20 protein-coding genes are annotated in these 18,739 nt (G+C 71.4%); 13 read left to right on the top strand and 7 right to left on the bottom strand.

The genetic code is table 11. The features are described 5' to 3' along the window. The 6 genes from infB to HF999_RS07485 all read left to right on the top strand — a co-directional run. On the top strand, window positions 1-2,121 hold a 2,121-nt coding region (infB, locus tag HF999_RS07510), incomplete at its 5' end, for a translation initiation factor IF-2 (RefSeq protein WP_210733549.1). Window positions 2,122-2,196: 75 nt separating this feature from the next. Next, the gene (locus tag HF999_RS07505; protein ID WP_168545260.1) at window positions 2,197-2,487 is read left to right on the top strand and encodes a DUF503 domain-containing protein; all 291 of its coding nucleotides are present in this window, start codon (window positions 2,197-2,199) and stop codon (window positions 2,485-2,487) included. Between the two features lie 95 nt (window positions 2,488-2,582). Further along, window positions 2,583-3,047: a 30S ribosome-binding factor RbfA gene (gene rbfA / locus HF999_RS07500; RefSeq protein ID WP_168545259.1), complete on the top strand. Its 465-nt coding sequence runs from the start codon at window positions 2,583-2,585 to the stop codon at window positions 3,045-3,047. Continuing rightward, window positions 3,044-3,985, top strand: a complete 942-nt coding sequence (locus tag HF999_RS07495; RefSeq protein WP_168545258.1) for a DHH family phosphoesterase — start codon at window positions 3,044-3,046, stop codon at window positions 3,983-3,985. Before rbfA ends, HF999_RS07495 begins: the two co-directional genes overlap by 4 nt. Continuing rightward, window positions 3,982-5,322 (top strand): MATE family efflux transporter, encoded by a 1,341-nt coding sequence (locus HF999_RS07490; RefSeq protein ID WP_168545257.1) that lies wholly within the window; start codon window positions 3,982-3,984, stop codon window positions 5,320-5,322. The genes HF999_RS07495 and HF999_RS07490 overlap by 4 nt, the downstream gene beginning before the upstream one ends. Window positions 5,323-5,392: 70 nt before the next feature. Then, window positions 5,393-5,836 (top strand): hypothetical protein, encoded by a 444-nt coding sequence (locus tag HF999_RS07485; RefSeq protein ID WP_168545256.1) that lies wholly within the window; start codon window positions 5,393-5,395, stop codon window positions 5,834-5,836. Between the two features lie 36 nt (window positions 5,837-5,872). On the opposite strand, the gene fmdA is transcribed toward HF999_RS07485, so the two are convergent. Together fmdA and HF999_RS07475 are read right to left on the bottom strand one after the other, a co-directional pair. Next, window positions 5,873-7,129: a formamidase gene (fmdA, locus tag HF999_RS07480; protein ID WP_168545255.1), complete on the bottom strand. Its 1,257-nt coding sequence runs from the start codon at window positions 7,127-7,129 to the stop codon at window positions 5,873-5,875. A gap of 39 nt (window positions 7,130-7,168) precedes the next feature. Then, a complete protein-coding gene (locus HF999_RS07475) occupies window positions 7,169-7,453 on the bottom strand; it encodes an FmdB family zinc ribbon protein (protein ID WP_168545254.1) in 285 nt (94 codons plus the stop codon). Between the two features lie 80 nt (window positions 7,454-7,533). Between HF999_RS07475 and HF999_RS22455 the strand changes: the two genes are divergently transcribed. Beyond that, window positions 7,534-7,950 carry an HNH endonuclease gene (locus HF999_RS22455; RefSeq protein ID WP_312854055.1) on the top strand — a complete coding sequence of 139 codons (417 nt, stop codon included), beginning with the start codon at window positions 7,534-7,536 and terminating at the stop codon, window positions 7,948-7,950. A 9-nt stretch (window positions 7,951-7,959) separates the two neighbouring features. Here the strand turns inward: HF999_RS22455 and HF999_RS07465 are convergent, their stop codons facing one another. Next, window positions 7,960-9,657 (bottom strand): purine-cytosine permease family protein, encoded by a 1,698-nt coding sequence (locus HF999_RS07465; protein ID WP_168545253.1) that lies wholly within the window; start codon window positions 9,655-9,657, stop codon window positions 7,960-7,962. Between the two features lie 95 nt (window positions 9,658-9,752). Continuing rightward, entirely contained in the window at window positions 9,753-10,559 is an 807-nt protein-coding gene (locus HF999_RS07460) for an ion transporter (RefSeq protein WP_168545252.1), read from the bottom strand. Window positions 10,560-10,649: 90 nt separating this feature from the next. On the opposite strand from HF999_RS07460, the gene HF999_RS07455 reads away from it, so the two are divergent. Genes HF999_RS07455 through truB form a run of 3 tightly spaced genes read left to right on the top strand, consistent with a single transcriptional unit; the run spans window position 10,650 to window position 13,250 of the window. After that, window positions 10,650-11,672, top strand: a complete 1,023-nt coding sequence (locus HF999_RS07455) for a metallophosphoesterase family protein (RefSeq protein ID WP_168545251.1) — start codon at window positions 10,650-10,652, stop codon at window positions 11,670-11,672. Continuing rightward, window positions 11,672-12,340 (top strand): 4'-phosphopantetheinyl transferase family protein, encoded by a 669-nt coding sequence (locus HF999_RS07450; RefSeq protein WP_168545276.1) that lies wholly within the window; start codon window positions 11,672-11,674, stop codon window positions 12,338-12,340. The genes HF999_RS07455 and HF999_RS07450 overlap by 1 nt, the downstream gene beginning before the upstream one ends. A 1-nt stretch (window position 12,341) precedes the next feature. Then, window positions 12,342-13,250 (top strand): tRNA pseudouridine(55) synthase TruB, encoded by a 909-nt coding sequence (gene truB, locus HF999_RS07445; RefSeq protein ID WP_168545250.1) that lies wholly within the window; start codon window positions 12,342-12,344, stop codon window positions 13,248-13,250. A gap of 7 nt (window positions 13,251-13,257) precedes the next feature. Here the strand turns inward: truB and HF999_RS07440 are convergent, their stop codons facing one another. Together HF999_RS07440 and HF999_RS07435 are read right to left on the bottom strand one after the other, a co-directional pair. After that, window positions 13,258-14,325 carry a GNAT family N-acetyltransferase gene (locus tag HF999_RS07440; protein WP_168545249.1) on the bottom strand — a complete coding sequence of 356 codons (1,068 nt, stop codon included), beginning with the start codon at window positions 14,323-14,325 and terminating at the stop codon, window positions 13,258-13,260. Window positions 14,326-14,335: 10 nt separating this feature from the next. Beyond that, window positions 14,336-15,448, bottom strand: a complete 1,113-nt coding sequence (locus HF999_RS07435) for a citrate/2-methylcitrate synthase (protein ID WP_168545248.1) — start codon at window positions 15,446-15,448, stop codon at window positions 14,336-14,338. Between the two features lie 54 nt (window positions 15,449-15,502). On the opposite strand from HF999_RS07435, the gene HF999_RS07430 reads away from it, so the two are divergent. After that, window positions 15,503-16,576, top strand: coding sequence for a citrate synthase (locus HF999_RS07430; RefSeq protein WP_168545247.1), 1,074 nt, complete (start codon window positions 15,503-15,505; stop codon window positions 16,574-16,576). Between the two features lie 28 nt (window positions 16,577-16,604). On the opposite strand, the gene HF999_RS07425 is transcribed toward HF999_RS07430, so the two are convergent. Continuing rightward, on the bottom strand, window positions 16,605-17,267 hold the full coding sequence (locus HF999_RS07425; protein WP_168545275.1) for a metal-dependent transcriptional regulator: 663 nt from the start codon (window positions 17,265-17,267) through the stop codon (window positions 16,605-16,607). A 70-nt stretch (window positions 17,268-17,337) separates the two neighbouring features. Here HF999_RS07425 and HF999_RS07420 point away from each other — a divergent pair, with 70 nt between their 5' ends. Next, the gene (locus tag HF999_RS07420) at window positions 17,338-18,300 is read left to right on the top strand and encodes a bifunctional riboflavin kinase/FAD synthetase (RefSeq protein ID WP_168545246.1); all 963 of its coding nucleotides are present in this window, start codon (window positions 17,338-17,340) and stop codon (window positions 18,298-18,300) included. Window positions 18,301-18,388: 88 nt separating this feature from the next. Continuing rightward, window positions 18,389-18,658 carry a 30S ribosomal protein S15 gene (gene rpsO / locus HF999_RS07415; RefSeq protein ID WP_068535417.1) on the top strand — a complete coding sequence of 90 codons (270 nt, stop codon included), beginning with the start codon at window positions 18,389-18,391 and terminating at the stop codon, window positions 18,656-18,658. Window positions 18,659-18,739: the final 81 nt, after the last annotated feature.

Raw genomic sequence — 18,739 nt, 5'->3', positions numbered from 1 at the left:
CGTTCGCTGGACTTCTCCGATCGATACGCCGGTGACTTCACCCTCAGTGAGCAGATCTCGCAACGGGATCGCGACGGCGTGCGGAAGACCTTCTCCGGCTTGATGAAGCTGATCCACCCCGGCGGCGGTACCGGTACCGGTGCTCCCGCGGGTGGTTTCCGCGGTCGTCCCGGTGGCGGCGGCGGTCGTGGCCGTCCCGGCGGCACCGCGGGTGCCTTCGGTCGTCCCGGTGGCGCCCCGCGTCGTGGCCGTAAGTCGAAGCGGGCGAAACGCGCCGAGTACGAAAGCATGCAGGCGCCGATCGCCGGTGGCGTCCGGTTGCCACGCGGCGCCGGTGAGACGATCCGTCTCGCCCGCGGCGCGTCGCTGAGCGACTTCGCCGAGAAGATCGACGCGAACCCGGCATCGCTGGTCCAGGCCCTGTTCAACCTGGGCGAGATGGTCACCGCCACCCAGTCGGTGAACGAGGAGACTCTCGTGCTGCTGGGCGAGGAGATGAACTACGTCGTCCAGGTCGTCAGCCCCGAGGACGAGGACCGCGAGCTGCTCGACAGCTTCGACCTCACCTACGGCGAGGACGAGGGCGGCGAGGACGATCTCGAGCAGCGTCCGCCGGTGGTCACCGTCATGGGCCACGTCGATCACGGTAAGACCCGACTGCTCGACACGATCCGCAAGGCCAATGTCCGCGAGGGCGAGGCCGGCGGCATCACGCAGCACATCGGCGCCTACCAGGTGCTCACCGAGCTCGAGGGCAACGAGCGCCTGATCACGTTCATCGACACCCCGGGTCACGAGGCGTTCACCGCCATGCGTGCCCGCGGTGCCAAGGCCACCGACCTCGCGATCCTCGTGGTCGCGGCCGACGACGGCGTCATGCCGCAGACGGTGGAGGCCATCAACCACGCGCAGGCGGCCGACGTGCCGATCGTCGTGGCGGTGAACAAGATCGACAAGGAGGGCGCGCAGCCGGAGAAGATCCGCGGCCAGCTCACCGAGTACGGCCTGGTTCCCGAGGAGTACGGCGGCGACACGATGTTCGTCGACATCTCCGCGAAGCAGGGCACGAACGTCGACACGCTGCTCGAAGCGGTGCTACTGACGGCCGACGCCTCGCTGGACCTGCGGGCGAACCCCGACATGGACGCGCAGGGCGTGGCCATCGAGGCGCACCTCGACCGCGGCCGCGGTCCCGTGGCCACCGTGCTCATCCAGCGCGGCACCCTGCGGGTCGGCGACTCGATCGTGGCCGGCGACGCGTACGGTCGCGTCCGCCGCATGGTCGACGAGAACGGCGATGACATCACCGAGGCGTTCCCGTCGCGTCCGGTGCAGGTCATCGGCTTCACGTCGGTGCCCGGCGCGGGCGACAACCTGCTCGTCGTCGACGAGGACCGCATCGCCCGGCAGATCGCCGACCGGCGCGCGGCGCGCAAGCGCAACGCCCTGGCGGCTCGGTCGCGCAAGCGTGTCTCGCTGGAGGACCTGGACGCCGCGCTCAAGGAGACGAGCCAGCTCAACCTCATCCTCAAGGGCGACAACTCGGGCACCGTCGAGGCGCTCGAGGAGGCCCTGCTGGGCATCGAGATCGACGACGAGGTGCAGCTGCGGGTCATCGACCGCGGTGTCGGTGGCGTCACCGAGACCAACGTCAACCTGGCGTCGGCGTCGAACGCGATCATCATCGCCTTCAACGTGCGGGCCGAGGGCAAGGCCACCGAGCTCGCCAACCGCGAGGGCGTGGAGATCCGGTACTACTCGGTGATCTACCAGGCGATCGACGAGGTCGAGGCCGCGCTCAAGGGCATGCTCAAGCCGGTCTACGAGGAGAAGGAGCTCGGCCAGGCCGAGATCCGCGCGATCTTCAAGTCGTCCAAGGTGGGCAACATCGCGGGTTGCATGGTCCAGTCCGGCATCATGCGCCGCAACGCCAAGGCGCGGCTGCTGCGCGACTCCACCGTCGTGGCCGAGAACCTCACCGTCACCTCGCTCAAGCGGGAGAAGGACGACGCGACCGAGGTGCGCGAGGGCTACGAATGCGGTCTCACGCTCTCGTACTCCGACATCAAGGTCGGCGACGTGATCGAGACCTACGAGCTGGTCGAGAGGGCCCGCGATTAGTCACGGGGTCACCGTCCGGGCGTCGAAGCGCCCGGACGGTGACTCCTCGAGCCCCTGGGCCGGGTGGCCCGCACGATGTTCATAGGAGCTCTGGAATTCGATCTCCTGCTGGGTGATGTCCATTCGCTCAAGCAGAAGCGATCCGTCATCAGGCCCGTCCTCGCCGAGCTGCGGAGGTTCTCCGTCAGCGCCGCCGAGGTGGGCGAACACGACCTGCACCGCCGGTCGATGCTCGGCGTCGGCGTGGTCGGACCCGACCACGAGCACGTCGTCGAGATCCTCGATCGCTGCGAGCGCACCGTCGCCGCACATCCTGAGACCCAACTGCTCTCGGTGCGCCGGAGACTGTTCGGCCCGGAGGATTAACGGGGCTCGGCGGGCTATGCTCGCAGTTCACCGATCGATGACGGAGCCGCTGCGCCGTCGTCGATCGTCAGATGTTTTCAAGGGAGGGAGTGGTCATGGCTGACCCGGCACGGGCCGCTCGGCTCGCCAAGCGGATCGGGACGATCGTCGCGACGGCGATCGAGCACGACATCAAGGATCCGCGGCTGGACCACGTGACCGTCACCGATACTCGGGTGACGAACGACCTGCACGACGCGACGGTGTTCTACACCGTGATGGGCCCGACGCTCGACGTCGAGCCGGACTACGAGGCCGCCGCGGCGGGCCTGGAGAAGGCCCGCGGCCAGCTCCGCAGCAAGGTCGGCGCGGGCACGGGCGTGCGATTCACGCCCACTCTCCGGTTCGAGCTCGACGGGGTGCCCGCCGCGGTCGCGAACATGGAGGCGCTGCTGGCGAAGGCCCGCGAGCAGGACGAGCGGGTGGCCGCCGTGGCGGCCACCGCGAAGCCGGCGGGCGACGCCGATCCGTACAAGCACGACGAGGACCCGGACGGCGAGCCGGACGAGGACCCGCGGTGAGCGGAGCCCTCGCGGCCGTCGCGGCGGCGCTCGACGGGGCGCCCCGCGTCGCGGTGTACTGCCACGTGCGGCCCGACGCCGACACGCTGGGCTCCGGCCTGGCGCTGGCGCGGGTGCTCCGTGCCCGCGGCGCCGAGGTCTCGGTGAGCCACCCCGGCCCGGACCTGCCGTCCGGCATCGGCGGCTTGGCCGGCGCCGACGGCTTCTCGGCCCCGATCGACGCCGGGGTCGCGGTCGCCGTCGACTGCGCCAGCGCGGAGCGGCTCGCCGGGCTGGAGGACTCGTTCCGGGCGCACCCGGTGCGGGTCGTGATCGACCACCACGCCACGAACGGCGGGTTCGGCACCGTCGACCTGATCGATGCGACGGCCAACAGCACCACGGAACTGGTGCTGGCGGTGATCGACGCGCTCGGTGCCGAGGTCGACGCGGGGACCGCGGACTGCCTGTACGCCGGCCTGGTCACCGACACCGGCTCGTTCCGCTGGGCCTCGCCCGCGGGACACCGGATGGCCGCCCGGCTGCTCGACGCGGGCGCCCGCGGCCGCGGCCTCTCGAGGGACCTGCTCGACAGTCATCCCCGTGCCTGGTTCCCGATGGTCGCGGCGGTGCTCGGCTCCGCGACGGCCGTGCCGGAGGCCTTCGGCGGCCGCGGCGCGGTCTACGCCGTGTGCCGGGCCGTCGACCGCGGCCCGCTCGGCTGGGACGCCGCCGAATCCCTCATCGACCTGCTCCGCACGGCCGACGACTGCGAGGTCGCCGCGCTGTTCAAGGAGGCCGACAACGGCGAGTGGTCCGCGTCGCTGCGGGCGCGCACCGATGTCGATGTCTCGGCCCTGGCCCGCGCCTTCGGCGGCGGCGGGCACCGGCTGGCGGCGGGCTACTCGGCCACCGGCACCGCCCAGGACGTGGTGTCCGCCTTCCTCGCCCGGGCATGACCGAGGCGGTCGGCGCCGTCCCGTCCGGCCTCGGCCGGCGGATCGTCGGGCAGGCATTGCCCGCGCTGGGCGTGCTCGCCGCGGAACCGCTGTACCTGCTGTGGGACACGGCGATCATCGGGCGACTGGGTGCGCTCCCGCTGGCGGGCCTCGCCGTGGGCGGGCTCATCCTGGCGACGGTGTCGACGCAGCTGACCTTCCTCTCGTACGGCACGACCTCGCGGTCGGCGCGCCGGTACGGAGCGGGGGATCCCGACGGTGCCGTCACCGAGGGGGTGCAGGCCACGTGGCTCGCGCTCGGGGGCGGCGGTGTCCTGCTGGCTCTGGTGCAGATCTTCGCGGCGCCGGTGACGCGGGCGCTCGCGGGTCGCGACGAGATCGCCGTCGCCGCCGAGTCGTGGCTGCGGGTGGCGGCGTTCGGCATCCCGCTCATCCTGGTCACGATGGCGGGCAACGGCTGGTTGCGCGGCGTGCAGCGGCCGCGGGCCCCGCTGGTGTTCGTGCTGGCGGGCCTGGGCTTGTCGACGGTGCTGTGCCCCGTGCTGGTGCACGGCTGGCTCGGTGCACCCGCCCTCGGCCTGGTCGGCTCGGCGTGGGCGAACCTCGCCGGGCAGGTCGTCAGTGGCCTGCTCTTCCTGGGCGCGGTGATCCGCGCCGCGCCGGCGGGCGGACTCCGGCTCCGGCCCGCCCTGGTGCGGGCGCAGCTCGTGCTGGGCCGCGACCTGATCGTGCGCAGCCTGTCCTTCCAGATCTGCTTCATCTCCGCCGGGGCGGTGGCGGCCCGCGCGGGTGCGCCGTTCGTGGGCGCGCATCAGATCGCCATGCAGCTGTGGAACTTCGTGGCCCTCGTCCTCGATTCGCTCGCGATCGCCGCGCAGACCTTGGTGGGTGCCGCGCTGGGCGCCGGGGACACGTCCGCCGCGCGGTCCCTGGGGCGCCGGGTCACGGCGTGGTCCACGGCCTTCGCGATCGGGATCGCCGCGCTCCTCGCGGCGCTGGCCGGCACCCTGCCGCACGCCTTCACCTCCGATGCGCAGGTCCTCGACGCGCTGACGGTGCCGTGGTGGTTCCTCGTCGGCATGGTGCCGGTCGCCGGGGTCGTCTTCGCCCTCGACGGCGTGCTGCTCGGCGCCTCGGACGCGGCCTACCTGCGCACGGCGACGATGGTGTCGGCGCTGGTCGGGTTCCTCCCGCTGATCTGGCTCGCCTACGCCTTCGGCTGGGGGCTCACGGGCATCTGGTCGGGTCTGGCGGTGTTCATGGCGCTGCGCTGTGCCGCCGTGGTGTCCCGGTTCCTGGGCCACCGGTGGGAGCGGGTGGGTACCGCACCCGGTTGATCGGGCGGATCGGGTGCCGGCCCCGCGATCCGGCTTGCAATGCGGCCGTGAATACGGTCCTATGTTGCATATGGCATTCACTGTGATTGCGCGCACGCCCGCGTTCCGCCGGATCCTGGCCGGTACGGCCGTCGTCGCCGGGCTCGGAGCGATGGTGGCGTGTGCACCGTCCGATTCGGGTTCGGTGCCGTCGTTCACCGTGAACCCGAGCGCGGGCTCGGGCCCGTCGTCGGCGCATTCCTCCGCGCCGTCCGCGAGCGGCTCGTCCTCGGCCGCCGCGACCACGACGACCGCGCCGGGCCAGGCCACCACGCCCGAGCAGCCCTATGTCGCCCCGTACACGCCCGACACCACCGCGGCGTACCCGACGACCACGACGACCTACCCGACGGGGACGCAGCAGCAGACGACGCAGCCCTACCCGACGACCGTCGTGATCCCGCCGGGCATCGACGTGCCGCCGGGCGTGCCGCGCACCATCACCATCCCGCCGAACCTGCCCTTCCCGCGCTGACCCGGGCCCCGGCACGGCCGGGCCCGGGGGCGCCGGTCAGCGCGCCGCGCGCGGCGCGCCCTGACCCGGATCGATCCGAACCGGTCCGTCCTTGCCGGGCGTCACGTCGAAGTCGAAGATCGACGTCGGGATGTACACGGTGGCACAGGAGTTCGGGATGTCGACGACGCCCGAGAGGCGGCCCTCGATCGGCGCGGCGCCGAGCAACAGGTAGGCCTGTTCCGGGCTGTAGCCGAACTTGGTGAGGTAGTCGATCGCGTGCAGGCAGGCCCGCTGGTAGGCGAGGTGGCTGTCCAGGTAGCGCTGCTCGTCGTCCAGGGTCACCGAGGTGCCCGAGAAGGCGAGGAACTGCTCGTACCGCGGGCCCACGTCGCCGCCGGGCAGGAAGATCGCGTTCTCGCTGACGCCGTAGGTCTCCATGCCGCCGGAGATGATGTCGACGTGCAGGTCGATGAAGCCGCCCATCTCGATGGCGCCGCAGAAGGTGATCTCGCCGTCGCCCTGGCTGAAATGCAGGTCGCCCACGGACAGGTTCGCCCCGTCCACGAACACCGGGTAGAACACGCGGGTGCCGCGGGTGAGGTTCTTGATGTCCTGGTTGCCGCCGTTCTCGCGCGGCGGTGCGGTGCGCGCGGCATCCGCCGCGGCGGCGGTGAAGGCGTCGCCGGTCAGGCTGCCGAGGATCGCGTCGTTCGGCTCGGGCGGCAGCGCGAGCGGCGGGACGCGGTCGGGATCGGTGGCGATGAGCGCGGCCTCGCGGGCGTTCCAGCGGGCCAACAGGTCCTTCGACGGTGCCGTGCCCATGAGCCCGGGATGGATGATGCCGGTGAAGCTCACGTGCGGGACGTGCCGTGAGGTGGCGGTGTGGCCGGTGAAGTCCCAGATGGCCTTGTAGGCGTCGGGGAACTGGTCGGTGAGGAAGCCGCCGCCGTTCTCCTTGGCGAAGATGCCCGTGTAGCCCCAGCCCTGGCCGGCCAGGGGGCCGGTGTCCTCCTGGGGGATCGGGCCCACGTCGACGATGTCGACGATGAGCAGGTCGCCCGGCTTCGCGCCCTCCACCGCGATCGGCCCGGACAGGGTGTGCACCGTGGTCAGCGGTGCGTTCAGGATGTCCTCGGCCGAATCGTCGTTGTGGATCGCACCGTCGAACCACTCCCGGCAGTGCACCCGGAAGGTGTCGCCCGGCTTGACGGTGACGGCCGGCGGGATGGCGTAGTGCCACCGGTTGTGGCCGATCTTCTCCTGATCGGTGAACTTCCTACTGGAATCGAGCGGAAAGACGACATCGGGCATGGAACTGGCCTTTCTTCTGCGGTGGACGATCGGGAGGATTCAGGGGCGGGGGAGTGCCGCGTGCCGGGGGTTCGACGGTGCGCCGCCCCCGCCGCCGCGCGCCCGCCCGGTCGGGGCGGAGACGACGGCCGGGTTCTCGGCGGTGGCCCTGGTGGCGTCCAGCAGCTTCATCGCGGCGGACGCGCCGCTGCCCAACCGGGGCGCGGTGATCCCGCGACGCGCCGGGGACCCGCAGCGGCACTCCGTCGACTCCGGGACCTCGCGCATGCTGAAGACGGCGTCGAAGGGTCCGCAACTGCTGCAGCGGAATTCATAGGTGGGCATGACTGGACCGTATTCCTTTCGTCCGGTTCCCGGGCGGAAACTACCGTATCGGTATCGCTTTTGATGGGTACCGTGTGCGCGTGCCCCCGAAGTCGACTGCGCCGCGCGCGCAGACCCGCAAGGCCCGGGTCGCCCGCCGCCGCGCGCGGCGCGTGGCCGCCGCCGACAACGACCTCACCGCCGCCGAGTGGACCGAGCTGGTGGACCTGTGGGGCGTGTGCGCGTACTGCGGCGGGCCCGGCCCGTTCCAGAAGGACTGCGTCCTGCCGATCTCGCGGGGCGGCCGGTACACGCAGACCAACGTGGTGCCCGCGTGCCGCTCGTGCAACGCCAGCAAGTGCAACTCCGAGGTCACGGGGTGGATGCGCCGCAAGAAGCTCGATGAGCGGGCCTTCCTGCAGGGGCACGCCGAGATCCTGCTGCACCTGCGGGAGCGGACCGCGGACGACGGCGCGCCGGCCCCTGAGGGCGGCGCACCGTCGGATCCGGTGGGGTGAGGGACGCGCCTACCGCACCGGCGGGTCCGCGGGCAGGAGGTGCGCGCCGGACTTGTCCGTCGACAGAGCCAGCGAGCTGATGTACCGCTTCTCGCCCTCGGGGCCGGGCACCGCGGAGGCGAGCATGTCGGGCCGCTCGAACTCGACGCCGGTCACGCAGCACAGGAGCTTCTCGCCCGACGGGTTGCCGTACTCGTCGAACATCGGCAGGTCGATGCCGTCGTCGGAGCGGCGCAGGTAGTACTTGCCCCGGGTGGCGACCGCGAGGACCGGCGGTAGCACGAGGGCGAGGACCAGGGCCACCAGCGGCGAGTAGGGCTGCAGGCCCGAGCCGAGGAGCCCGAAGAACGCGGCGATGGACAGGCCGGCCGCCACGATCACCGAGACGAAGCCGACGGGGTTGATGTCGTAGAGCATGCCGCGGCGGAACTCGGGGACCTTCGGCGAGATCTTGAGCAGGTACTTGTTGATCGCGATGTCGCTGGCCACGGCCACGATCCACGCGATGCCGCAGTTGGCGTAGAAGTTCAGCAGGTTGTTGAGGAAGCTGAACATGTCGGCCTCCATCAGCACGATCGCGATGACGACGTTGAACACCAGGAACACCAGGCGGCCCGGGTAGGTCTTGGTGACGCGGGTGAAGCTGTTGGTCCACGCGAGCGAGCCCGAGTAGGCGTTGGTGACGTTGATCTTGATCTGGCTGATCACCACGAGGATCACGGCGAGCGTGAGCGCGAGCCAGTGCGGCAGGAAGTCCTGGTAGATCTCCACGAACTGGTGCACCGGCTGGTTGGCGATGCCGGCGTTGTCGATCGTGATGCCGATCAGGTAGACGGCCAGGAAGAGGCCGACGATCTGCTTGACGGCGCCGAAGAAGACCCAGCCGGGGCCGGCCGTGATCACGGCGGTCCACCAGCGGCGCGAGTTCTCCGGCGTCTTGGGCGGCATGAAGCGCAGGTAGTCGATCTGCTCGGCGATCTGGGCGATGAGCGAGAGGCACACGCCCGCGGCCAGCATGGTGCCGGCGAAGCTGACGCCCTTGTGCAGGGGCTCACCGGTCGCGGTGTCGATGCCGCCGAAGGCGAAGAAGTCGCCGATCGCGTCGGGGTGCTTGAACAGCAGATATCCGAAGGGCAGCACCATCATCACCAGCCACAGCGGGGTCGTCCACACCTGCAGCTTGGCGAGCGTGTTCATGCCGTAGATCACCAGCGGGATGATCAGTACCGACGAGAGCAGGTATCCGAGCCACAGGTCGATGCCGAGGCCGAGCTTGAGGCCCTGCGCCATGATCGATCCCTCGAGGGCGAAGAAGATGAACGTGAAGGACGCGAAGATCACGTTCGTCAGCACCGAGCCGTAGTAGCCGAAGCCGCTGCCCCGGGTGATGAGGTCGAGGTCGATGTTGTACCGCGCGGCGTAGTAGGCGAGCGGGTAGCCGGTCAGCACGATGACCAGCGCGAAGAAGCCGATGCCCCAGAGCGCGTTTCCGGTGCCGTTCGCGATGCCGATGTTCGCGCCGATCGCGAAATCGGCGAGGTAGGCGATGCCGCCGAGGGCGGACGTCGCGACCACCGCGGGGCCCCACTTGCGGTAGCTGCGCGGCGCGAACCGCAGGGTGTAGTCCTCGAGCGTCTCGCGGGAGGCGCTGTCGCGGGGAGAGGTCGACGGTGCGCTCGTCGCCTCCGGGGGTTGCAATGCGGTCACGGGAGATTCCTTCCGGCCCGGCCGTGCGGCGCGGGGTTGGATGGAATCGTGCTGCGGGCGCGTTGGCGGGCGGTGTCCGCGCCGTAACGGGGCGGTTACGGGGCCGGGCGCGCTGTGACGGCCGTGTTGCCCGGCACCGTCGGCGCGGCGGCGTCCGCCTTGCGCCGCACCGAGTCTCGGATCTGGTCGATGTTCTCGCGCAGCATGTCGGAGACCAACTCGTCGGTCCGCTCGTCGGCGAGCACCTGCAGCACCATCCGGAACGAGGTGTCCACGATCAGCTGGATGATCTCGTCGTGGAAGGGGACGTACTTGACCGCCTTGGTCTGCGGATCGTTCTTGACCATCTCCAGGATCATCCCGCTCATCTCGGGGCGGTTCTCCTCCAGGGCCAGGGCGATGTTCTTGGTGTAGTGGCCGGACTTGAGGACCTCCGCCACCTCGTCGAGCACGGCGACGGTGATCGGCCGTTTCACGGCGTCGACCACGGCGTCCGTCGCACGTCCCACGATGACCGCGGTGATCCGGTCGCCGTAGGCGCGGTCGATCGCGGCGGCGAGCCGCGCGAGCACCAGCACCAGGCGGAGGAACTTGAAGCTGGACGGCAGCGCCATCGTGACCACGAACGCGGGCACCATGCCGAGCAGCTCGTACCAGTTGAGCAGCAGGAACCTGCGCGACCAATGGGTGGCGCGCCAGCGGGCCAGGAACTCCAGGATGAAGATCAGGCAGATCCCGGCGTCGATGCACAGCACGGTGATGTAGAGCTCGCGCGGCAGGTGCACGAAGGTCATCACCGTGATCAGGACGAGCGAGACGATCGCCAGGGCGATCATGGCCCAGTCCATCCAGTCGACGGGGCGACGGCGGCCGGTGGCCGCGGGGGCAGTGAGCTCAGTCATCGCCCTTGAGACTACTGAGCCGCGCCGGACGCACCCCGGATTCGGCCCTTCGGGGGCGGTGCGATCGCGGCCGCCCGGTAGCGTGGAGGGGTGGTGAACCTCTGGGCGATCAGTGACCTGCACGTCGGGCACCGGGGGAACGAGGGCGTCGTCGACAAGGTGCGGCCCACGTCCCCGGACGACTGGCTGATCCTGGCCGGCGATGTCTGCGAGCGCACGGACCAGCTCGACGAGGTGCTCAGCGCGCTCGTGCCGCAGTTCTCGACGGTGATCTGGGTCCCGGGCAACCACGAGCTGTACACCACCTCCAAGGACCCGATGCAGGTCTTCGGCGAGGCCCGCTACGACCACCTGGTGGAGATCTGCCGGCATCACGGCGTGCTCACCCCGGAGGACCCGTACCCGGTGTTCGAGGACCCGGACGACCCCGACACGGCGCCGGTCACGATCGTTCCCATGTTCCTGCTCTACGACTACAGCTTCCGCGACGAGGGCATGACCACGCTGCAGGCGCTGGCCCGCGCGAAGGAGAAGAGCGTCGTCGCCACCGACGAGTTCCTGCTCTCGCCCGAGCCCTACGCGACCCGCGACGCGTGGTGCCGGGCGCGCCTGGAGTACACGCGCCGCCGACTCGCCGCGCTGCCGGCCGGCACCCGGACGGTGCTCGTGAACCACTGGCCGCTGCGCCGCGAGCCCACCGAGGTGCTCTTCTACCCGGACTTCGCGCTGTGGTGCGGCACCGTCGAGACCCGCGACTGGCACGTGCGCTACAACGCCGAGGCCGCCGTGTACGGGCACCTGCACATTCCGCGCACCACCTGGTACGACGGCGTCCGGTTCGAGGAGGTGTCGGTGGGCTACCCGCGGGAGTGGCAGGAGCGGGGCCTGCCCGAGCCGCTGCTGCGGCGGATCCTCCCGGCGCCGGACTACACGGAGGAGTCGCTGGGGCACTACGGCGTCCACTTCGCGGTGGACCCGAAGTACCGGGACGATCCGGAGCGGTTCGCGGCGGAACGTGCTGCCGCGCAGGAGCGCCTGAGCGACCGGCGCGTCGCCGCGCGGGAACGCATCGCCGAGCGTCGTGCCGCTCGGGAGAAGGAGTCGGAGAAGTGATCCTGCAGTCCATGCTCCCGCGCGGACTGGTCGCGCGCGAGGCGCGCGGCGATGTCGACGCGCAGCTGCACCCGCGCGAGGCGGCGCAGATCGCGCGGGCCGTGCCCAAGCGACAGGCGGAGTACGCGACGGTGCGCCAGCTCGCGCGGGAGGCGCTGGGGGAGTTGGGCATCGACGATGCCGTGCTCGTCAAGGGCGAGAGCGGCGGGGTGGACTGGCCGCGCAACGTGGTGGGCGCGCTCACGCACTGCGACGGTTACCGCGGCGCGGTCGTGGGCTACCGGATGGGGGTGCGCACCGTCGGGATCGACGCCGAGCCGCACCTGCCCCTGCCGGACAAGGTCCTGCCCACCGTCTCGGTGGCGTCCGAGCGGGAGGTGCTCGCCTCCCGCGAGGAGGACGGGCTGCATTGGGACCGACTCCTGTTCTGCGCCAAGGAGGCGACGTACAAGGCGTGGAACCCGATCACGGGCCGGTGGCTCGGTTTCGAGGACGCGGAGATCGGCTTCGACCTCACCTCCCGCACGGACGATTCCGCCGAGGGCACCTTCCGATCGCGCATCCTCATCGACGGGAGGGCCACCGATGGCGGCCCGCCGGTCGCGTCCTTCGCCGGCCGGTGGCGGATCACCGGCGGCCTCATCGTGACCTCGATCGCGGAGGTGTGAGATGACCACTCCCCACAGGGGTTTCCTGGAGCCCGACGGGGCCGGGCTCGTCATCGTCGACAAGCCCGCCGGCCTGACCAGTCACGATGTCGTCGCGCGGTGCCGCCGCGCGATGGGCACCCGCAAGGTCGGCCACGCCGGCACGCTCGACCCGATGGCCACCGGCGTGCTGGTCATCGGGATCGAGCGCGCCACCAAGCTGCTCGGTCACCTCGCCCTGACGACGAAGGCCTATTCGGCCACCGTCCGGCTCGGCGCCGCCACGACGACCGACGACGCCGAGGGCGAGATCACCGGCGGCGCCTCCGCCGCAGGGCTTTCCGACGATGCCGTCCGCGCCGCCATGCTCCCCCTGACGGGGGCGATCGAGCAGGTCCCGTCGACGGTGAGCGCCATCAAGGTCGACGGTAAGCGCGCCCACCAGTTGGTCCGCGAGGGCGCCGAGGTCGCGCTCAAGGCGCGCCCGGTCACCGTCGACGAGTTCGCGGCGCACGCCTTCCGGCGCGAGGGCGAGTACCTCGACCTCGACGTGACCGTCGAGTGCTCGTCGGGCACGTACGTGCGCGCGCTGGCCCGGGACCTCGGCGCGGCGCTCGGCGTGGGCGGGCACCTGACGGCCCTGCGTCGCACGCGGGTCGGGCCCTACGGACTCGACCATGCGATCACGCTCGACGAGCTCTTCGAGAGTCCGCGCCTGTCGTACGGCATCGACGAGGCGATCGCGGCGGGTTTCACCACCCGCGAGGTGACCGCGGAACAGGCCGTCGACCTCTCGCTCGGCCGCTGGCTGGATCCGGTGGGGATCCCCGGCGTCTACGCCGCGGCCGCCCCGGACGGGCGCGTCTTCGCGCTCCTACGGGAGAACGGCAACCGCGCGAGCTCGGTCTTCGTGGTGCGGCCGTCGGCCTGAGCGGCGCTCACCACGCCAGGAGGCGGGTCCAGCTCTCGCGGGGCGTGGACTCGTCGCCGAGCGTCGGCAGGGCCGTGCCCTCGGACACGAAGCCCAGCGCGGTCAGATCGGCGACGGCGCCCGCGTGGCGGTCGGCCAGCGCGATCGTGAGCCGCCGGGTCTGCTGAGCGTCCGCGGCGGCCCGGCACGCGGCGACGACGGCTGCGGTCGCGGCGTCGGGGTCCGCATCGCGGTGCAGGCGCTCGATGATCTCGGTCGTCGAGCTGCCGCCGTCGACGTGCACGCCGATGGACCCGATGGGCCGGCCGGCGACGGTCACGGTGTCGACGGCGGTGTCCGCCGTCGGGGTGGCGCGCGCGGCACGCACCCGGGCGCGCACCCGGCGGACCCCGAGCCGGGCCAGCCCGAGGGCCGCGCCGGTGGACGGGCGGGCCGCGGGCCGCGGCGGCAGCGGTTCGGCGCCGATCGAGGCGATGACCGCGGCCAGTTCCGCCCGCGCCTCCTCGGTGTTGTGGCGGACGTGGATCGAGTGGTCGGCCGGCCGGCCCTCGTACTCGCGCAGTCCGCGGAGCGTCTGCTGGTAGGTGAAGCCGACCGACTCGGCGAGGGCGATCGGCGGCCGATTGTGCACGGCCATCGGCCCGACGGCGAAGGGCAGGTCGGGATGGGCGGTGAAGGCGTCGAGGAGACAGGCGGCGGTGAAGAACATGGCCACCTTCAACGATCGCGGCAGGCCCGCGATCCACGTGGAGGCCTCGGCGTGGCCGGTGCGCGGATCCCGGCCCGCCCACACCTGGTAGCCGACCACTCGTTCCTCCGCGCCGTCCTCGACCGTGAGCACGCGCGCGATCCGCACGTCGGGGTCGTGGGTCGCCGCCCACCAGGTCTCGGCCCAGGCGGCGAGGGAGTGCTCCGCGTCCCAATCGGTGTCGGGGCTGCCGAACGCGGGCCGCAGCCGGCTCTCGTGCTCGAGGTTGGTGCGGCGCCACGATTCGGCGTCGGCGAGCCGTGGTGCGCGCAGCTGCACGACGTGCTCCCCGATGCGGTAGCGGCCGGCGTTCGACGGTGTGGTCACCGATCCGATGCTACTGCAAAAGATCTCCGACGTAGCGCGCCGACGGTCGGATGATCTTGCCCTGGCGGACCTGCTCGAGGACGTTCGCCGACCAGCCGACGACGCGGGCCACGCCGAAAGTGGGCGTGAACATCGACGGGGGCAGTCCCACCTCGCTCATCAGCACGCCCGCGTAGTACTCGACGTTCGCGTACAGCCGCCGGCCCGGTTTGAGCTCGTTGATCGCCGCCTCGATCTCTGATTCCACCGCGAGCGCCTGCCGGACCAGCGGCGAGTCGTACCGCCGCGCAACACCCTTGAGCAGCTCCGACCGCGGGTCGTGGGTGCGGTACACCGCGTGCCCGAAGCCCATGATCTTCTCGTCGCGGGAGATCTTGCCGCGCACCCACTCCCGGGTGTTCGCCGGGTCGCCGATCTCCGCGAGGGCGGCCAGCGCCCGACTGGGCGCGCCGCCGTGCAGCGGCCCGAGGAAGGCGCCCAGGGCTCCGAGCAGGCACGAGGCCATGTCGGACCCGGTGGAGGCGATCACCCGGCCCGCGAAGGTCGAGGCGTTGAAGCCGTGGTCGATGGTCGCGACCAGATAGATCTGCAGCGCCGCGGCGTCGTCGGGATCGGTGTCGCCCGTGGCCATTCGGAGGTAGTCGGCGGCGTGACCGGCGTCCGGGTCGGCCTCGATGGGCGCCTCGCCCCGGGCCAGACGGTGCGCCGTCGCCAGGATGGTCGGGGTCACCGCCGCGGACCGCAGCGCCGCCGCGGTCCGCTCCTCCTCGGACAGGTCCATCAGCGGACGGTCGCCGACGCCCAGCGCGGCGAGCGCCACGCGCAGCGCGTGCATCGGCTCGGTCCCGGGCCGGACCGTCGCCCGCAGCAGGTCGACGGTCCGCCCGTCGAGGGCGCGGAGCGCGCCCACCCGCGCACGGAAGGCCGCGGCATCGTCGGCCCCGGGGAGCGAACCGAACAGCACGAGGTGCCAGGCGTCCTCGAAGCTCACGGTGGCGGCCAGGCGCGCGGCGTCGTGGCCGCGGTAGTGGTAGTAGCCCTCCTCACCTCGGACATCGCCGAGTTCGGTATCGGTCACGATGACGTTCTTGAGCCCCTCCGGGGCGACGAGCGGTGTGGTCATGACCCGAGTGTGAGCGATGTTGATCAATGTCCGCAATGTTGATTGAATCAAGTCGTGGACAGATGGATCACGACCTCCGAGGCGGCGGAACGGCTCGGCGTCAAACGCGGGACGCTCTACTCGTACGTCAGTCGGGGAGTGCTGCATTCGCGGCGCATGCCGGGGCGTGCCGAGTCGCTGTTCGACCGCACCCAGGTGGACTCCTTGGCGGCCGCCAAACACGACGGCCGGCGCGAGGCCGACCGTCTCCTCCGGTTCCGGGCGGTCACCACCCGCGTCTCGGTGCTCCGCGGCGACTCGCTGTTCGTGCGCGGCCGGTCGATCGCGGACCTGTGCGCCGAGATGGACTTCGCCGCCGCGGCGCGCTTCGCCCTCGAGGTCGACGGTGCCGTGCCCCCGCCCCGGGTCGACCTCGCCCCGGCGCGCGGCGTGGCGCTCGAGCGCCGGATCCCGCTCGCGATGGCGCTGCTCGCGGCGCAGGATCCGCTGCGCGCGGACCGATCCCACATCGGGGAGCGAGCGCTGGGGCTACTCCCGGTCCTCGCCGAGCTGGTGCCCGAGGTGCGGCTCGAGCACCCGTGGGTGCAGGCCCAGGCGACGTGCCTCATCGACAACGGGCTCGCCGCGTCGACCACCGCCGCGCGCGTCGCGGCGTCGGCGCGGGCCGGGCTTTACGACGCGCTGCTCGCCGGGTACGGCGCCCTCACCGGGCCGCTGCACGGCGGTGCTCCCGCGGCCGCGTACGAGCTGCTGGGCCGCGTGCTCGACGGGGTCGGTCTCGATCGCGCGATCGCCGACGCGTCCTCGGGCGGGTACCTCGCGGGCTTCGGGCACATCGTGTACACGGGCGAGGATCCGCGGGCCTCCGTCGTGCTGGGCCTCCTGCGCGCCGACCGTCCGGATGCGCCTGCGCTGCAAGCGGTGTCGGCGCTCGCCGACCGGGTCGGGCGGGCGGTGAACATCGACCTCGCCGGCGCCGCGGTCGCGCACGAGCTGGGGTTACCCGCCCGCGCGACGGAGGTGCTGTTCCAGTACGGGCGCACCGTCGGGATGGCGGCGCACATCGCCGAGGAGTACGAGGAGGCGCCGTTGCGCTGGCGCGGCGCGAACAGCGCAGCGGTGCGATGAGGGCCCTGGTCGACGGGATCCGGGCCCGTCAGCTCCTGACCCAGATCGCCTGCGCGGCCACGTCACCCAGGTCGAGCGGCGCACCGTCGTCGACGGTGACGGCGACGGTCCCGAGGAACCGGCGCAGCTCCACGACCTCGATCCGGGCGTCGGGTGCGATGCCGACCTCCTGGAAGTAGCGCAGCATCTCGGGGTCGGAGTCGGAGATCCGGGCGACGGTGCCGGACTGTCCGGCCTCGAGCTCGGAGAGCAGGCACGCGTCCGGAGCGGGGACGGTGCCGTCGGGCTGGGGGATCGGATCGCCGTGCGGATCGCGGTCGGGGAAGCCGAGCCGCTCGTCGAGGCGGGCCAGGAAGCGTTCGGAGACCGCGTGCTCGAGGACCTCCGCCTCGTCGTGCACCTCGTCCCAGCCGTAGCCGAGCTCGGAGACGAGGAAGGTCTCCAGGAGCCGGTGGCGGCGCACCATCGCGGTGGCGGCGGCGCGCCCGTCGTCGGTGAGCGTGACCGCGCCGTACTTCTCGTGGTCGACCAGGCCCTGGTCGGCGAGCTTGCGGATGGCCTCGGAGGCGGTGGACGCGGAGACGCCGAGCGCATCGGCGAGCGACTTCGTGGTGACCTTCACATCGGACCACTCCTGCGCGGTCCAGATCTGCTTGAGGTAGTCCTGCGTGACCGCGGACAGCTCGCTCACGGGGCGCGGCGAATCGGGCAGGGGAGGCTTACTCACGCACCCACCATAGGCCGTCCGATAGGGTGAGTGCGTGCTTCGCTGGCGAGGGCTCGATGACGTTCCCGCGGACTGGGGACGCTGTGTGGTGACGATCGGCGTGTTCGACGGTGTACACCGTGGACACGCCCAATTGATCGCACGCGCGACCGCGGAGGCCCATGAACGCGGGCTCCCCGCAGTCCTGATGACCTTCGATCCGCATCCCGCCGAGGTGGTGCGCCCCGGTTCGCATCCTCCGCAGCTCACGACGCTGACCCGGCGCGCCGAGCTGGCCGAGGAACTGGGCATCGACGTCTTCTGCGTGATGCCCTTCACCGCGACCGTGATGGCCCAGCCGGCCGAGGATTTCGTGCACTCCGTGCTGGTGGAGCGGCTGCACGCCGCCGCCGTCGTCGTGGGCGACAACTTCACCTTCGGCTACCGCGCCCTCGGCAATGTCGAGATGCTCGCGCAGCTCGGCCAGAAGTTCGGCTTCTCCGTGGACTCGGTGCCGCTGCTCACCGAGCACGCGGTCACGTACTCGTCGACCTACATCCGCTCGTGCGTGGACGCGGGCGATGTGAGCGCGGCCGCGGAGGCGCTCGGCCGGCCCCACCGGGTCGAGGGCGTCGTCGTGCGCGGCGACGGCCGCGGTCGTGAGCTGGGCTTCCCGACGGCGAACGTCGCGCCGCCGATGTTCGCCGCGATCCCCGCCGACGGCGTGTACGCCGCGTGGTTCACCGTCCTCGGTCCCGGTCCGGTCGTCGGGCAGGTGACGCCGGGGGAGCGGTACCCGGCCGCGGTCTCGGTGGGCAGCAACCCCACCTTCTCGGGCCGCACGCGCACCGTCGAGGCCTTCGTGCTCGACACCTCCGCCGATCTGTACGGCCAGCACGTGGCCGTGGACTTCGTCGACCGGGTGCGCGGGATGGAGCGGTTCGACTCGATCGAGGACCTGCTCAAGGCCATGGACGGCGACGTCGACAAGACCCGCGCGATTCTGGGAATCGCCTGACTCCTGGTAATGTGGCCTCTCGTGCCTGCTGCGGTTCGCGGCGGCGGCACGGATTCATGACCTCGCGATACTGAGAAGGAGCCTATCCATGTCGCTCACCACCGAGCAGAAGAAGTCCATCCTCGCCGAGTACGGCCTCCACGAGACCGACACGGGTTCGCCCGAGGCGCAGGTCGCGATGCTCACCAAGCGCATCACCGACCTCACCGAGCACCTCAAGCAGCACAAGCACGATCACCACAGCCGCCGCGGCCTGCTGCTGCTGGTCGGCCGCCGGCGTCGTCTGCTGAAGTACGTCGCCTCGGTCGACATCAACCGCTACCGTTCGCTCATCGAGCGCCTCGGCCTGCGTCGCTAAGAGCTTTCGCCAGCGGCCCGCTCCCGGACTTCCGGGGGCGGGCCGCTCGCGTTCGTCGGGGTTCGACGGTGCGCCGCCCGC

Source organism: Tsukamurella spumae (genome assembly GCF_012396015.1).
GTDB lineage: Bacteria > Actinomycetota > Actinomycetes > Mycobacteriales > Mycobacteriaceae > Tsukamurella > Tsukamurella spumae.
This window is presented reverse-complemented; position numbering and strand designations above follow the sequence as displayed.

Bases quoted from the DNA above. Each gene is read 5' to 3' on its own strand.
- HF999_RS07505 (WP_168545260.1), top strand. From the start codon at position 2,197: ATGTTCATAGGAGCTCTGGAATTCGATCTCCTGCTGGGTGATGTCCAT.
- rbfA (WP_168545259.1), top strand. From the start codon at position 2,583: ATGGCTGACCCGGCACGGGCCGCTCGGCTCGCCAAGCGGATCGGGACG.
- HF999_RS07490 (WP_168545257.1), top strand. From the start codon at position 3,982: ATGACCGAGGCGGTCGGCGCCGTCCCGTCCGGCCTCGGCCGGCGGATC.
- HF999_RS07485 (WP_168545256.1), top strand. From the start codon at position 5,393: ATGGCATTCACTGTGATTGCGCGCACGCCCGCGTTCCGCCGGATCCTG.
- fmdA (WP_168545255.1), bottom strand. From the start codon at position 7,129: ATGCCCGATGTCGTCTTTCCGCTCGATTCCAGTAGGAAGTTCACCGAT.
- HF999_RS07475 (WP_168545254.1), bottom strand. From the start codon at position 7,453: ATGCCCACCTATGAATTCCGCTGCAGCAGTTGCGGACCCTTCGACGCC.
- HF999_RS07460 (WP_168545252.1), bottom strand. From the start codon at position 10,559: ATGACTGAGCTCACTGCCCCCGCGGCCACCGGCCGCCGTCGCCCCGTC.
- truB (WP_168545250.1), top strand. From the start codon at position 12,342: ATGACCACTCCCCACAGGGGTTTCCTGGAGCCCGACGGGGCCGGGCTC.
- HF999_RS07435 (WP_168545248.1), bottom strand. From the start codon at position 15,448: ATGACCACACCGCTCGTCGCCCCGGAGGGGCTCAAGAACGTCATCGTG.
- rpsO (WP_068535417.1), top strand. From the start codon at position 18,389: ATGTCGCTCACCACCGAGCAGAAGAAGTCCATCCTCGCCGAGTACGGC.